Genomic DNA, 14,813 nt, shown 5'->3' with positions numbered 1-14,813 from the left:
CCTGGCGCGGCGAATTCGATGCTGCTGGAGAAACTGCCTGCGGAGTCAGTGCGCCTCGGTGTCTTCGTCCCATTGCGGGTCGAAGCGGTCGCCGTCAGGCGAGTAGGCGCATGGCTCTCGGAAGACCCTGCGCGCGGTTCCGGGCTCGAGCGCAGGTGCCCATTCCAGTGTGGTCGCAAACCAGGGGTTTTCGTCGTCGCGCTCGGCGGGGTCGCGACGGGCCTGCCAGGCGCGAAAGACGGTCCAAAGGAAGGGGATTTGCGCGAGTCCCAGCAGCAGCGCCGAGACCGTGATGTGGCGTTGCAGGCCGAGCGCTCCCTGGAAGAGATGGCCTGCGGGGCCGGTGGTGGGGAGCTCAGCGTAGTGGCGCGGCTCGCCGCCCAGGCCGACGAGGTACATGGGAAGGAAGGTGCTATAGGCGAAGACCAGCGTGGTCCAGAAATGGATGCGGCCCAGGCGCTCGTCCAGCTGCCGCCCGAAGAGCAGCGGCGCCCAGTAGTACGTCGCGCAGAACAGTCCGAAGACCCCAGCCATCGCCATGATGAGGTGAAAGTGTCCGACGACAAAGAAGGTGTTGTGCAGGTACTCGTCGAGGATGGGTTGCGCGAGGATGGGGCCGGTGAGGCCTCCGGCGATGAAGAAGGAGACCAGGCCCAGGGCGAAGAGGAACGCTGTCGTGCGCCGCGGCCTCCCGCGCCAGACGGTGGTCATCCAGCTGAGCACTTTCGCGGCGGAGGGAATCGCGATGGCCAGCGAGGACGCTCCGAAGACCGTGCCCGCGAAGGGATTGAGCCCGGCGACGAACATGTGGTGGCCCCAGACGAGAATGCCGAGCAGGCCGATCAGCAGCGTGGTGGCGATCATCATCTTCCACGCGAAGACGCGGCGGCGGGAGAAGTTTGCCAACACCATCGACGTGAGACCCAGGCCTGGGAGGATCGCGATGTAGACCTCTGGGTGGCCGAAGAACCAGAAGAGGTGCAGCCAGAGCAGGGGCGAGCCGGTGTCATGGGTGAGCAGCGAGCCATTGGAGGCCGTGGTGGAGACGGCTCGCACCAAGGTCCCATTGATGAGGTCTCCGGCCGGAAGGAAGAAGCTGGTAGCGAGGTGGCGGTCGCAGAAGAGCAGCAGCAGCGCGGCGAGCAGCACACTGAAGGCAAGCACGCTGAGGAGAGCGGCGGTGAACCAGCTCCAGACGGTGAGAGGCAGCCGATCCCACGTCATGCCTTCGCATCGGAGCTTGACGATGGTGGTTAGCGTGTTGACCGCACTGAGCGTGGAGGCGAGCGAGAAGAGCACGAGGCTCGTGAGCCAGATGTCGAGCCCGAGGCCTTGACCGGGGCCAGCGAGCGCAGAAGCAGAGAGCGGAGGATAGGCGGTCCAGCCGGAGATGGGAGCACCTCCGGGGACGAAGAAGGCCCCGAGCAGCACGATCAGAGCGGCGGCTGTGAGGATGAGACCGAGCAGGTTGAGGCGCGGGAAGGCCATGCGATCCGCGCCGATCTGCGCAGGCAGGATGAGGTTGCCGAAGCCCGACTGCGGAGCGACGGTCAGCACGAAGAAGAGCATCAGCGTGCCGTGCATCGTCACGAGCGCGAGGTATTCCTCGGGCAGGATGGGGCCGTGGAGCGGAAGCTTCCATGCCGGCCAGCTGAGGTGCGTGCGCATGAGCAGCGAGAGAACGGCTCCGACCACAACCGCTGCGAGTGAGACGCCGAGGTAGCCAAACCCTACGGTGCGGTGCCCGGTCCAGCGGGATAGGTTGGGGAGCAGCGGTTTGCGTTGGGGCTTCGGAGGATTGGGGGCCTTCAGTTTGGCGAGCTGAGGTGCTGGGGTTGCAGCTGGGGCTTGGGTGCGGTTTGCAGCGAGAGGCGGCATGGGTGCGGGCGCCGCTAGCGGTCGAGGTGTCGGCAACGGAGACAGCTTCGGACCAATGACGGGTCGCAGCTTCCTTGGAAGCTCTGGAGTTGCTGGGAGGGGCGCGGCGGGCGGCGTTGCTGGAGGCGGCGTTGAAGGCGCATCCGCTGGCGGCCGAATGGTCTTGGGTACGGCCCGCGCGTCCATTGGACGGAGTGGCCGCAGTTTGGAGACGCGTGGCGGTGGGGTCGCAGCGGGCTCCTGCGGCTCGGGGTTCTGCTCGTCGCCGGGACCGGCGCCGTTCTCAGGAGGCTTCATCGCAGACCTCCGAGCAGTGCGCTCGCTCGCGCGGCCTGTTCACGCTTGATCAGCCAGGTGTCGAACTGCTCTTCGGGTAGCACGCGCAGGGTCGCGAGCATTCGGTAGTGGCCGAGGCCGCAGACCTGCGTGCAGAGGATCGCGTAGTCGCCAGGAGCTGTTGGTGTGAAGTGGATGTGCGAGGTCATGCCGGGCGTGGCGTTCTGCTTCAGGCGAAGCTCGGGCACGCTGAAGCCGTGGATGACGTCCTGCGCGTGGAGCGTGACATCGACCTCCCGGCCTGCGGGAAGGACGAGCTGGCTGGAGACGAAGTCATCCACGCCGTGCGGGTCCTTGGGGTCGAGGCCGAGGGGATTGCCCTCGCCGGGTGCAACGAGTGTTGGAGACGTCGCGCCGAAGGCCTCGTCCTCGCCGGGATAGCGGAAGTACCAGGCGAACTGCACGCCGGTGGCTTCCACCTGCAGAGCCTCGGGAGCGGCGCCGGTGTAGCGCTGTGCGGCCCAGAGCTGCTGCGCGCGTACGCCGAGGCCGAGGAAGAGCACGACCAGCGCGAACAGAGGACCGTACTCGAGTGCGAGATTGTCGCGGGTTCTCGTCTCGCGGTTCTTCCACAGCACGCCGGCGATCAGCAGGCCGTGCGCGAGCAGCAGAAGGAGGAAACCGATCCAGAGGTTGAGGCGAAGGTGCGCGTCCAGCGCAGGACCGTGCGCAGCGGCGTCCGCAGGGAGCGGCCACATGCGAAGCACAGCGAGCATCAGTGCGGAGGGCACGACTTGATTGTAGAGCCGCGCTGGTCGCACCCGCGCCAACGAGTCACAGCGGGGAAACTAGACGTCGATTCGCGTTCCCTGGTGGAAGAGACATTGCCAGCGACTCTTGCGCAGCACCCAGATGGAACTGCGAAGAGCGTGGCGCGTGAAGCTCGTGCCGTTCGCCTCTGCCGCGTTACGGGTCGTTCGCGAGGAACGATAGGTTACGAGCGCAGCGTCGGGCGCGAGGCGCGTGCACTGGAAGTCCGTCAATGCCAGCTCGGCGGCGGCTTCGTTGGCGAGGTCGTCGAGGATGGACTGGAGGGAGAACTCGCGGCCGGAGCTGCCGAACTCGCGGAAGTCCGAGGCCAGGCGGGCACGGAGCGCGCTGGGATCGCGACGCACGGCTGGCGACAGCAGATCCAGCTCGAGCGTCAGCAGATGGCTGGAGAGTTCCGCGTCGGTGAGTAGAAGGCTCATCCGCGCGCGGTGCGTGCTTTGTCCTCGAGCACGATGTCGACGAAGAGCTGGTGGACACGGAGGTCCTGGGTGAGCTCGGGATGAAAGGTTGCGGCGAGGATGCGGCCCTGCTTGACGAGCACCGGATCGCCGTCCCGCTTCGCGATGACTTCCACATTCGGGCCGATCTCGGCGATGCGTGGGGCGCGGATGAAGACCATCTCCAGTGGACCGCCGGGAAGCGTGGTGTCGGCGTTGAGGATCATGGAGTCGTTCTGGCGGCCGTAGAAGTTGCGCTCGACCGCGACATCGAGCACGCCGAAGCTGGCCTGCGAGGGGTTGCGGACTTCCCTGGCGATGAGGATGCAGCCAGCGCAGGTGCCGAAGACTGGCCTGGTGTGCACGAACTTGTCGAGGACATCGTAGAAGCCGACACGCTCGAGATTCTTGAGGAAGGTGGAGGACTCGCCACCTGGAATGACGAGACCGTCGAGGCCCTCGAGGTCCTCGGGCTTGCGCACCAGCCGCGTCCGCGCGCCGAGCTCAGAGAGGCGTTTGGCGTGGACATCGAAGGCACCCTGCAGGGCGAGGACACCGATCGTCGGAAGGGTGGAAGTGTCAGAAGCCATCACTCTTCAGGTTAGCATTTGGGCTTTAGCCAAGGTCTCGTACACTGGCGTGACAACAATCCAGAGGACAGGTTTGCTGATGCTAATGATGCGTACGAATGCTTTTCGCTTTCTCGTGATGGCGGCGCTGTTTGCAGGCAGCGTGGACGCCCTCTCTGCCACGGAGATTCAGATCGCCGATGCGGGCTCGCAGCCGGAGAGTATGACGGTGGGGCCGCATGGGGAGCTGATTGTCGGCAGTGCGAGCTCGCCATTTATCTACCGCATGAAAGCGGCAGCGGCGAGTGTGGAGAAGTTCGTCGATGCCAGCTCAGAGCCGGCGGGAACGTTCTTCTTCGGCATGCTGGCCGATGCGGCCACGAAGACGCTGTGGGCTTGCCAGCTGACGCCGGTGGCGGGATCGAGTCCGGTGCGGCGGCAGACGGCGCTGCGTGGGTTCGACCTCGAGACGGGAGCGCCGAAGCTGCGTTGGAACCTTCCGGGAGAGAACAGCACATGCAATGACTTTGCCATTGGTCCGGACAAGGCGCTGTATGTGACCGATACGGCGAATGCGAAGATCTACCGGCTGGCTGCTGGGATTCAGGTTCCGGAGCTATGGTTTGAGAACCGCGCGTTGATGGGTGTCGATGGCATTACGTTTCTCGACGGTGTGATGTATGTCAACAATGTGTTCTTTAGCAAGCTGTACCGCATTCCGGTGGACGCGGCGGGGAAGCCGGGCGCTCCGGTGGACATCTGGATGGATGCTCCGGTGCGTGGGCCCGACGGCATGCGGGCGGCGCACGGCAAGCTGTTCGTCGCGGAGAATGCGAACGGGAAGATTTCCATGCTGACGGTGGATGGCGATCGAGCGCATGTGACGGTGATCCGCGAGGGGCTTAAGACACCGACGGGCGTCGAGCCGGTGGGGGATGTGCTGTGGTTCACGGAGCGCGGGACGGGTAAGGTGTTCTCCGTGCCACTGCCGAAGTAAGGTCCGGCTCAGTTCGGCGTTGGTCGGTCGATGTGGTCGACGAGGACGGCATCTACTTCGGCCTTTGTGGCTTCGAGGCGAAGGCCTAGCTGTTCCTGCATGGCGGTGAAGAGGGACGGCGGCTTTGTGTCGCCTGAAGCCGGTTCGGTTAGATTGCTGAGTTCGTCGGGTGTCCAGGTGAGGTCGAAGTCGTAGTGGGCCTTCAGGCCGGTCTGGTCGACGACCTGGCGGTCCAGGTTGATTTTGCTGAGCATGTAGAGCATTGCTTCCATCGGGACGTCGTGACCGCGGAGGTGGCCGTTGGTCTGGGTGATGTCCCAGCCGTCGGGGTGTCCCTCGAGACCGGGTGGGGGACTGGGGTGCATCTTCAGGCCGGATTTGGCGACGACCAGAGCGTAGACGGGGACAATCTTCCTGCCGGTGTGGGCCTGGAGGTGGCAGCGGTCGCGGAGGATGTCCTGCAGGAGCGCGGACTGATGCGCGAAGTCCAGCGACTGGAAGGCGGGGACGCTGTCGTCGGCGATGGTGGCCTGGAGGTCCCAGCGCTGCTGGCGAGCCCATTCGGGAAGGCCGTCTATGAGGTCGCTGCGCTGGCGTCCGAAGGCGAAGCCGATGAGCCGGAACATGGGGACGTTGACGGCGACGATGCGATGGCCAGCGGGCTGGATCTCGAGGATGCCGCGCTCGTCTTCGGAGAGGTTTTCCTTGAGGGAGATGACGTCGAAGTGGATCTCAGGCGTCTGGCCGGGTTGTGCGGTCATGCTCCCTGGCAAGAGGAGAAGACAGGCTGCTGCGAGAAGGCGGAGCATGGCGGGAGTATACGGGTCACCCACCCCCCTCCCCCCTGTTTCCGCAAGTGTTCATTGCAAAGCAGTTGGGAGGGTACCTTGTAAAGTCTTTCGCGGCAATGAGTTAGACGTAAAGTCCAGATTATGTGCGACTTGCGTGCCCTGGATCATCTGACATGGCTTGCCTTACTCTTCAGGGTAGCAGGGCCAGAGGGCTGATTCGGCAGGCTCTAGCTGGCTTGTTTTGTTATGGTTCGGCGCGGATGGGACTTGACGGGCCTAGACGCTCGGTGAGCCCGAGCCGGGTTCGAGGCGGCCAGTTCCCAGATGCCAGCTCGCCAGTTCCCAGCGAGTGTCGGTCCGTTCGGACTTTCGGTTAGAGGATGCTTCGAGCCGCGAGTTCTGCACGCAGGCGCTGGTTTTCGGCCTGCAACTCGCGAAGGCGGTCGCCGACGCTGCTTTCGAGGATTTCGTCGGAGGTCCAGCGGGGCGTGATGCCCTGGGGACAGTTCCAATCGAAGCCCTCGACGCGGAGGGTGACGAGGCGCTCGGGCCGGGCGTTGGGTCCGAGGGCGAGAGCGTTGCGAAGGTCTTCGGGAGCTTCGGTCCAAGGCGTTGTGGTCGCGTGGGCGAGGATCTTGAGGCGGGTGCGGTGGGGATAGTCCATGAGGAACAGGGCTACGCGATCGTCGTTGGCGAGGTTGCCGGTGGAGATGTACTGGCGGTTGCCGGAGACATCGGCGAAGGCGAGGGTGTGCTCGTCGACGACGTGGAGAAAGCCCTTGGGGCCGCCGCGATGCTGGATGTAGGGCCAGCCATCCTGGTTGGCGGTGGCCATGTAGAAGCTGTCGCGCTCGGCGATGAAGGCGGCTTCGTCCTCGGTCAGGGACTCGGGCTCGTCGGGCGAGAAGCGGAGACGGTTGGCGGCGTTGCTGCCCATCTTCTGCTGGATGGCGAGGACGGAGGGTGTGTAGGTGAGCTTGGCGAAGCGGCCAGTCGACATGGGAAGGCTGTCCAAGGAGCCGTCTATAAGGACGCTTTGGCGGAGGGCTTCGATGCAGGTTCTTTGAGTGGGTGCTGAAGGAGCAATTTCTTGCGGGGTGGGACTGCGGGGCTCGGTCCCAATGAGCGAGGCTGGCTCAATAGACTCTGATCGGTGCAGGGAAGCCGACTTCTCGGTACTAATCAAGCTGGTCGAAGATTGATGGGTTCGATCTAATCAGATACCCTCCAGCTGAGGTATTCTCATGCGCCTTTCGCAAGTTTGTTGTGCAGCAGTCTTCCTCTTCTGCGCGGTTCCGGCTTGGTCACAGCAGTCCGCTGGACAGATTCAAAGCGTTGATGTCGCGAGCGCTGATCTTCCTCGTGAAACACTCGAGAACAAGCTTGCAGGCCTTTCGGCCGGTGCAGAACATGACTTTGTTGCAGGCATTCTTGCAACACGAGCAGGAGATGACGACGAAGCTGTGCATCTTTTCACCCAAGCGATACCCGAGCTCAGGCATATCCGGCCCAACGAGGCAGCTATGGCTCTCCGCCTGCTCGCGATCACGGATGATCGGAGAGGTCGCTTCGCGGATTCCGATCCTGCCTACGACGAACTAAAACATTCCGGACTATTAAAGACGCTACCCGACATCTACCGCGATGGCGTCACGGACGATTCTGAACTGGCGCATGTGCTCAGCGCATCACCGGTGCAAACACTTACCTGGACGGGCCCCGTGCACCTAGCCACGAGCCGGCAAAATCCTCTTGGAGTGGTCACGACAGAGCTTTCTATCCATGGTGTCCGATCAGCATGGATCCTTGATACTGGCGCCAATCAGTCTGTCATTAGCCGCACTCTAGCCGATCGGTTGCAATTGGCAATGTTGCCGGGAATCGCCCACACCGCGGGTGGCGTGACCGGCATTGAGAATCCCATCCGGTTGGCGCTCCTTCCTGAAATGCCGTTAGGTGGGGCGACAGCACATAATGTCCCTTTGCTTGTGCTCGACGATGCGAACCTTACGATCTCCATGGGCAAGGGTCGGACCTATCGTATAGCTGGAATTATCGGCCTTCCCGTGCTTCGCGCGCTTGGTTGCGTTACCTTTCATCACGAGGGTGGTTTGGATGCGACGAAAACCTGTGACAGTGCCGCTGAGGGTTCGCGTCTTGAATTCCATATGCTGACGCCTGTTGTGCTGCCCGCCGTTGAAGGGCAAATCCTGCCATTCACGCTTGACACGGGAGCAGACGGAACATCGCTTTCGATCCGCTACTACAAACGATTCGCTTCGGAGAAGCCGACCTGGAAAGTATCAAAGACGATCAATGGCGGTGCAGGCGGCAATATCGTCACAAACACGTTCCTTGTCCCTGCGGTTACCTTTGCCATAGGTGGTCAAACGGTAACGACGCACAATCTTGCAGTCTTTCCCAAGAAAAAGCATGCTGACATCGACGCGCTCTTTGGAAACATGGGGGAAGATGTATTGCAGTCAGTTTCAAGCTTCACGCTAGATTTTCCGCGCATGCGGTTCGTCATGGGAACGAATCTCCCTAATCAAAGAAAGTAAGTCCTGATAAACGCGCTTATCGCCAGCTTAGCGGCCGCAGCAATAAGTCGCGCCTTCAGCGCTCGGGCGGTGGTGGGCGTGCACCTGGGGTGCCCCAGGCTGGTATGGGACGGGCCTTTGGCCCTCTTTGCCCTGGGGCGGATGAAGGATGGTGGCTGAAGGCTCGATCTGCCGTTCGTGTTCGGGCTGCTTGCGGGGAAGCTGGCATTCTGCGAACCCACGTCTCAGAAGCGAGACGTGGGGCACCCGGCACCTCGCAGACGGGAGCTATCATTCTGCGAACCCAGGTCTCAGAAGCGAGACGTGGGGCACCCGGCACCTCGCAGACGGGAGCTAGCATTCTGCGAACCCACGTCTCAGAAGCGTGACGTGGGGCACCCGGAGTCTTGCGAGGCGCGATGGGGTTAGGGAGTTACCAGCCGCGGTCCTGCATGCGGTCCTGGGCTTCGATGGCGGCGGCTGCGAGGCCTTTCATGCTGCCGAGGACAGCTTCGGAGGCTTCGGCGAGGATTTTGGCGTCGCTGAAGTGGGTGGCGGCGATGACGATGGCCTTGGCGCGGGAGACGGCTTCGTCGTACTCGTCGGGCTCGCTGGGCTTGCCGACTTCGGCGGGTTCGCAGAGGCCGATCTCGGCGTCTTCCTTGGTCCAGAGGGAGACGTTGAGGGGGTTGGCTCCATCCTTCATGAAGATGCCGGAGCCTACGAAGATGGTCTCTGCGCCGAGCTGCATCATGAGGGACGCGTCGGCCGGAGTCGCAATACCACCTGCCGAGAAGTTGGGGACGGGGAGCTTGCCGGTCTTGGCGACGAGGCGGATGAGCTCGTAGGGTGCGCCGTGGACCTTGGCGGCGTTGTAGAGCTCCTGGTCGGAGAGCACGGTGAGGCCCTTGATCTCGCGGGTGATGGTGCGCATGTGGGTGACGGCGTGGACGACGTCGCCGGTGCCGGGCTCACCCTTGGTGCGGATCATGGCGGCACCTTCGGCGATGCGGCGGAGGGCTTCGCCGAGATTCTTTGCGCCGCAGACGAAGGGGGTGGTGAAGGCGTGCTTGTCGACGTGGAACTGCTCGTCGGCGGGGGTGAGGACCTCGGATTCGTCGATGAAGTCGACGCCGAGGTGTTGCAGGATCTGGGCTTCGGCGAAGTGGCCGATGCGGACCTTGGCCATGACGGGGATGTTCACGGTGGCCATGATTTCTTTGATGAGCTTGGGATTGGCCATGCGGGCGACGCCGCCTTCGGCGCGGATCATGGCGGGGACTCGCTCGAGGGCCATGACGGAGACGGCGCCAGCTTCTTCGGCGATCTTGGCCTGCTCGACGTTCATGACGTCCATGATGACGCCGCCCTTGAGCATCTCGGCGAGGCCGGTCTTGAGCCTGAGGCTGCTGCCGGTTCCATTGCTGGTGGGGTTCATGGGGTGCTCCTTCCACTACGCATTGGCCGGCGTGCTCGGAGGCTCGCCACGCACATATGCTTTGAACCTTCAGTTTATCAGCTTGGGTCGGTGCGATTCGGGGCATCTCGAAATAGAAGGCAGCGCGTGGGACGAGGTGCGGGATGACGCTTGCCGAGGCGTCGCGTAGGATGTCCGAGCGTTAGAGACCTTGGGCGGGTTACGACTGTGTACCGCATTCGGTTACGGATGCGGGTTGCACAATCGATGGGGCTAAGGAACAATTCGATCACCCTCTATGCGCCTATCTCTCCGGCAAAGACTTCTGGGTCCCGCGGTCGTCGCCGCACTGTCGGTATCAGGGCCCGTATCAGGTTTCTCTCAGGTCGCGGATTCTCTGCGCGCGGCTGTATTGCCTGCAGGTGCGGCCGATCTTGGCGCGCTGCCGGCGGCGCAGGGCCTTACGCTGACGGTTCATCTTGCGCCTTCGGAGGCGCATGAGGCCGCGCTGGAGCAGTTTGTCTCCGATGTAGAGACGACGGGTTCGGGTTCGTGGCACCGGTGGGTGACGCCGGCGCAGTTTGCGCAGAGTTATGGGCCGGATGCGAGCGCGATGGCCGCGGTGACGGCGTTTGCGCAGGCGAATGGGCTGACGGTGAGTGCGGTGTCGGCTTCGGGCACGCGGATTGCGCTGAGCGGCACGGTGACGCAGGTGGAGGCGGCGTTTGCGGCTTCCGTGCACGGCTATGCGGTAGCCGGAAATGCGGGCAGCAGTGCAACGTATTACGCGAACAGCACGGCGGTGACGATTCCGGCGGCGTTGCGGTCGGCGGTGCTAACGATTGATGGATTTTCGACTGCGCCCAGTGCGTATCCGCTGACGCTGACGGCAGATGGTGAGGCTTCGACGGCGAACGATGTGCTGGCGGCGTTGACGACGGTGGTGGAAGCGAACACGGCGCGGATCGTGACGCTGGATACGGCGGCTTGCGCGGAAGATTTCGATACGCCGACGCGGTCGGCGATGGAGCTGGCGCTGCGCGAGGCAGTAGCGCAGGGGATTACGGTGCTGGCGGCGGCGGAGTGCGGGACGCGCGGCGCGGCGGGATTGCCGTCGATCTTTCCGGAGGTGACTTCGGTGGCGCTGGGGTCGGGGTTGACTCCGACGACGAGCACGGATGCGCTGAGCGACTATGCGGAGCTTCGGCCGAGCTGGCAGATGGCCACGGGGCTGCCGCTGGACGCGTTGCGGCATGAGCCGGACGTGACGGTGAGCTCGCTGGCGGACTTTGCCACGACGATGCAGACGATCCTGGCGCGGGAGCCGGCGAATCCTGACGGGACGCCGGCGCGGCTGGGCAACATTGCGCCGACGATGTATGCGCTGCGAACGATTCCGGGACTTTATACGCAGCCGGATGCGGCGAGCGTGACGGGTGCTGCGAAGAACAGCGCTGTAACGGCGGCGGATGCTAGCTCGGCGAGCTCCGCGAGTTCCAGCTCGGGCACAGCTTCGGGGAACTGGGAGGCTGCGACGGGGCTGGGCGTGGTTTCGATGGCGAAGCTGGCGAAGGCGTTTCCAGCGGGCATCGCGTTGAACAATGTTCAGATCACCATTGATAACCCGGGCGCGACGCATGGGCAGAACATCACGTTTACGGCGAATGTGACGAACATCTCCGGCAACACGTCGCTGCCGACGCCTACGGGAACGGTCAATTTTGCGCTGAATACGGGGCAGAGCGCGGGTTCGGGGAATCTGACGAACGGCACTTATGCGCTGACGACGAATACGCTGGCGGCGGGGAATTACTCCGTGGTTGCGCAGTACTCGGGCGATGCCAACTATGCGCAGGCCAATTCGGTGACGGATACGTTCTCGGTGTCGCCGGAGGCTTCGACGGTGAGTGCGAGTGCGCCGGGTTCGACCGCGGTGGGTCAGATGATTGCGTTCAGCGTGTCGGACAGCTCGCCTTCGGGCGTGGGGACTCCGAGCGGCACGGTTACGGTGATTCCGCAGTATCTTGCGACCCCGCCGACTTACACGGGGACGCTGAGTGGCTCGGGCGGAACGGCGACGGCGACGGTGCAGGTTCCGGCGACGCAGGCGGGATACCTGGCGTTCAAAGTGAACTGCGTGAGCGCGGATCCGAGCTTTACGTGCTACAACCCGATCAATGTCTCGGCGAATGTGATCAAGGGGACGTCGACGATGGTGGCGTCGGTGAACCCGACGACTCCGGTCACGGGCCAGTCCGCGACATTTACGGCGACCGTTTCAGGTGCGGGTGGGGTGTATCCGGTACCGACGGGCAGTGTGACGATTTACGACTACGCGACGGCGATTGGCACCGAGCCGCTGAACAGCAGCGGCGTGGCGACCATCACGGTCAACAGCATTACCGGCTCGTACCACAGCTTCTCGGCGAACTATACGGGCGACGGCAGCTACAACGGATCGAATGCGAATATTGGGAGCACCAGCGGGGCGACGGCAACGTCGACCGCGATCAACGTGAGCCCGAATCCTCCGATCAACGGCAGCACGACCACGCTGACGGCGACGCTGACGTTTACGTCGGGTGGCACGGCTCCAACCGGCACGGTGGGCTTCTATGAGGACGGTGTGTTGTTGGGCTCTCCAGGGCTGAGTGGGTCGACGGCGACGTATATGTCGACGACGATCAGCGGCACGGCGGCGCACACGTTCTATGCGCAGTACTCGGGCGATGCGAACTACCAGGCGAGCGCTTCGCCGACGTTCACCACGTCGGCTTCGAGCACGAGCGGCAACGCGACGACGGGCACACTGACGGTGAACCCGAACATCCCGGTGGGAGGCACGACGACGACGCTGGTGGACACGATCCACTACACGAGTCCGCAGGGGACTTCGACCACGCCTTCGGGGACGGTGACGTTCTATGAGGATGGTGCGTCCATTGGGACCAATGGGGTGAACAACGGGACGGCGACGTTTACCTCGACGAGCATCAGCGGCAAGACGGCACACTCGTTCTACGCGATCTATGCGGGGGACAATACGTTCGGCGGCAACACGTCGAACACCGCTAGTACCGCGGCCTCGACGGCCTCGACGTCGGTGACGGTGACGGCGAACCCGACGGTGGTTTCGACGGGCTCGACGACGACGCTTACGGCGGTGGTGAACTCCAATATCGGCGGCACGGCTCCGACGGGGACGGTGACGTTCTCGTCCTCACTGCAAGGGACGCTGGGTACGGCGAACCTGGCGGGCAACACAGCGACATTGACGCCGACGTTGACGACGGCGGGCACGCAGAGCATCACGGCGACGTATAACGGCGACGGAAACTATAACTCGCAGGCGAGCACGGCTTCGGCGAGTGTGACGGTGGGGCCGGCGTCGTCGGTGACGATTACGGTGGCTCCGACGACGGCGAGTTATGGCCAGACGGTGACGATCTCGGCGACGGCGACGGGCACGGCGACCTCGGGCACTGGGCCGAGCGGGACGCTGAACCTGACGCTGTACGGAAGCACGACGACGACGGCGACGATTCAGCTTGCGGCGGCTTCGAGCACGACGGCAACGGGGAGCACGACGGTGACGGCTCCCGCGCCGGGAAGCTATAACGTGCAGGCGACGTGCACGGGCGCGACCTTCAACTGCACGAACCTGCAGATTGCTCCGGCGCAGCTGACGATTACGAAGGCGAATACGACAACGACGCTGGCGTCGAATCCTTCGGCTCCGACGGCGGGGCAGTCGGTGACGTATACCGCGACGGTTGCGAGTGCGAATACGAACTCGACGGCGACGGCTCCGACGGGGACGGTGACGTTCTCGAACGGCACGACGACGACTACGGTGCAGATGACCGGCAACGTGGCCACGTGGACGACCACTGCAGTTGCCGGGGCCACGGTGACGGCCACGTACAACGGCGATGGCAACTACAACACCAGCAACTCGACGGGTGGCGGAGGAACACCTCCAGCTGCGCCTCCGGTGGCGACGACTACAGCCCTGATCTCGAGCACGAATAGCGGGCTGGCGGACACGGTGGTGTTGCTGACGGCGACGGTTACGGATGCGCCGACGACGGCGAATCCGACGCCCGGTGCGCCGATGGGGACGATCACTTTTTATGACACTCGCAACGGTGTGACCGTGGCACTGGGGACGGTGACGGCGGTGACGACGGGGACGAACACGGCTTCGGGCCAGCTGAGCACCACGGGGCTGGGCTCGGGCTCGCACTCGGTGACGGCGAACTTCTCGGGTGGAACGAACACGACGGCCTCGACTTCGAATGTGGTGCTGATCGGCTTCTCGGATTACACGCTGAGCTTCTCACCGAGCTCGCTGACGTTGGTCGGCGGCAAGAGCGGCAGCGCTACGCTGACGGTGAGCGCGATCAATGGCTTCAACGGCACGGTGGCGCTGGCCTGCGCGGCTCCGTCAGGGTCTTCGACGAGTTGCAGCTTTACGCCGTCGGCGGTGAGTGGGTCGGGTGTGTCGACGCTGGTGATCACGACGCAGCAGAGCGCGGCGATGGGCGGCGAACTTCAGGCGGAGCTGGAGCGGCGCATCGGGGGCATTGCGGCAGCGGGATTGCTGCTGGGCTGCCTATTGCCGGGGGTGCGACGCCGGCGTCCTACGCTGTTCGTCGCGGTCCTCGCGTTTGTGGCCAGCATTGCGATGCTCTCGGCGACGGGATGCACCTCGCTGACGGGCGCGCCAAGCGGCGGAAGCGGACTGGGCGGCGGGACGCCGACGGGAACGCTGAGCTTTGTGATCTCGACTACGGGAACGCAGAATGGGGCGTCGACGAACCACGACACTACGTTTTCGGTGACGGTGACGGAGTAGCGGCTTGGCGTCGCAATGGTGATGGGGCGGGCCTTTAGCGCTTTTGACCCTCAGAGATGCGGGATGATCGTGAGGGGGTGTTCGTTTCCTCGCGGGCATGCCTCAGCGGCTTCTATGAGACGGCTGTTGGAGTCAAGGCTTTGTTGTTTTCTGTGGGTGTTTTGGGTTCATCTCGGGCTTCTATACGCACTCGGAGGGGTTCGTTTTGAACCTGGTGCT

The 14,813-nt window shown here is 63.7% G+C and carries 10 protein-coding genes; 3 read left to right on the top strand and 7 right to left on the bottom strand.

Going from position 1 to position 14,813, the window contains the following annotated elements; all coding sequences use genetic code 11:
• Nucleotides 1-45 precede the first annotated feature (45 nt).
• From AC5E6W_RS06965 to pdxT, 4 genes are all read right to left on the bottom strand, one after another.
• Nucleotides 46-1,878 (bottom strand): cytochrome c oxidase subunit I, encoded by a 1,833-nt coding sequence (locus AC5E6W_RS06965; protein WP_491751550.1) that lies wholly within the window; start codon nt 1,876-1,878, stop codon nt 46-48.
• Between the two features lie 293 nt (nt 1,879-2,171).
• On the bottom strand, nt 2,172-2,945 hold the full coding sequence (locus AC5E6W_RS06960; protein ID WP_491751549.1) for a cupredoxin domain-containing protein: 774 nt from the start codon (nt 2,943-2,945) through the stop codon (nt 2,172-2,174).
• Between the two features lie 57 nt (nt 2,946-3,002).
• Nucleotides 3,003-3,404 (bottom strand): nuclear transport factor 2 family protein, encoded by a 402-nt coding sequence (locus tag AC5E6W_RS06955; protein WP_491751548.1) that lies wholly within the window; start codon nt 3,402-3,404, stop codon nt 3,003-3,005.
• The gene (pdxT, locus tag AC5E6W_RS06950) at nt 3,401-4,012 is read right to left on the bottom strand and encodes a pyridoxal 5'-phosphate synthase glutaminase subunit PdxT (RefSeq protein WP_491751547.1); all 612 of its coding nucleotides are present in this window, start codon (nt 4,010-4,012) and stop codon (nt 3,401-3,403) included. The genes AC5E6W_RS06955 and pdxT overlap by 4 nt, the downstream gene beginning before the upstream one ends.
• Before the next feature lie 85 nt (nt 4,013-4,097).
• On the opposite strand from pdxT, the gene AC5E6W_RS06945 reads away from it, so the two are divergent.
• Nucleotides 4,098-4,988 carry an SMP-30/gluconolactonase/LRE family protein gene (locus AC5E6W_RS06945; protein WP_491751546.1) on the top strand — a complete coding sequence of 297 codons (891 nt, stop codon included), beginning with the start codon at nt 4,098-4,100 and terminating at the stop codon, nt 4,986-4,988.
• 8 nt (nt 4,989-4,996) lie between these two features.
• Here the strand turns inward: AC5E6W_RS06945 and AC5E6W_RS06940 are convergent, their stop codons facing one another.
• Both AC5E6W_RS06940 and AC5E6W_RS06935 read right to left on the bottom strand, forming a co-directional pair.
• Entirely contained in the window at nt 4,997-5,749 is a 753-nt protein-coding gene (locus tag AC5E6W_RS06940) for a TIGR03435 family protein (RefSeq protein WP_491751545.1), read from the bottom strand.
• 403 nt (nt 5,750-6,152) lie between these two features.
• Nucleotides 6,153-6,779: a pyridoxamine 5'-phosphate oxidase family protein gene (locus AC5E6W_RS06935; protein WP_491751544.1), complete on the bottom strand. Its 627-nt coding sequence runs from the start codon at nt 6,777-6,779 to the stop codon at nt 6,153-6,155.
• A 244-nt stretch (nt 6,780-7,023) separates the two neighbouring features.
• Between AC5E6W_RS06935 and AC5E6W_RS06930 the strand changes: the two genes are divergently transcribed.
• Nucleotides 7,024-8,340 (top strand): aspartyl protease family protein, encoded by a 1,317-nt coding sequence (locus AC5E6W_RS06930; protein WP_491751543.1) that lies wholly within the window; start codon nt 7,024-7,026, stop codon nt 8,338-8,340.
• A gap of 412 nt (nt 8,341-8,752) precedes the next feature.
• On the opposite strand, the gene pdxS is transcribed toward AC5E6W_RS06930, so the two are convergent.
• Nucleotides 8,753-9,757, bottom strand: a complete 1,005-nt coding sequence (pdxS, locus tag AC5E6W_RS06925) for a pyridoxal 5'-phosphate synthase lyase subunit PdxS (RefSeq protein WP_491751542.1) — start codon at nt 9,755-9,757, stop codon at nt 8,753-8,755.
• Nucleotides 9,758-10,148: 391 nt separating this feature from the next.
• Here pdxS and AC5E6W_RS06920 point away from each other — a divergent pair, with 391 nt between their 5' ends.
• Nucleotides 10,149-14,594 (top strand): Ig-like domain repeat protein, encoded by a 4,446-nt coding sequence (locus AC5E6W_RS06920; protein WP_491751541.1) that lies wholly within the window; start codon nt 10,149-10,151, stop codon nt 14,592-14,594.
• Nucleotides 14,595-14,813: the final 219 nt, after the last annotated feature.

The organism is Bryocella sp., from assembly GCF_058498515.1.
The sequence above is the reverse complement of the archived record's forward strand: the minus strand, read 5'-3'. Positions and strand labels throughout refer to the sequence as shown.

What these genes read in the sequence shown, in the direction of transcription:
- AC5E6W_RS06965 (WP_491751550.1), bottom strand. Translation starts at nt 1,878, where the DNA reads ATGCCGCCTCTCGCTGCAAACCGCACCCAAGCCCCAGCTGCAACCCCA.
- AC5E6W_RS06945 (WP_491751546.1), top strand. Translation starts at nt 4,098, where the DNA reads ATGATGCGTACGAATGCTTTTCGCTTTCTCGTGATGGCGGCGCTGTTT.
- AC5E6W_RS06935 (WP_491751544.1), bottom strand. Translation starts at nt 6,779, where the DNA reads ATGTCGACTGGCCGCTTCGCCAAGCTCACCTACACACCCTCCGTCCTC.
- AC5E6W_RS06955 (WP_491751548.1), bottom strand. Translation starts at nt 3,404, where the DNA reads ATGAGCCTTCTACTCACCGACGCGGAACTCTCCAGCCATCTGCTGACG.
- pdxT (WP_491751547.1), bottom strand. Translation starts at nt 4,012, where the DNA reads ATGGCTTCTGACACTTCCACCCTTCCGACGATCGGTGTCCTCGCCCTG.
- AC5E6W_RS06940 (WP_491751545.1), bottom strand. Translation starts at nt 5,749, where the DNA reads ATGACCGCACAACCCGGCCAGACGCCTGAGATCCACTTCGACGTCATC.
- AC5E6W_RS06930 (WP_491751543.1), top strand. Translation starts at nt 7,024, where the DNA reads ATGCGCCTTTCGCAAGTTTGTTGTGCAGCAGTCTTCCTCTTCTGCGCG.
- pdxS (WP_491751542.1), bottom strand. Translation starts at nt 9,757, where the DNA reads ATGAACCCCACCAGCAATGGAACCGGCAGCAGCCTCAGGCTCAAGACC.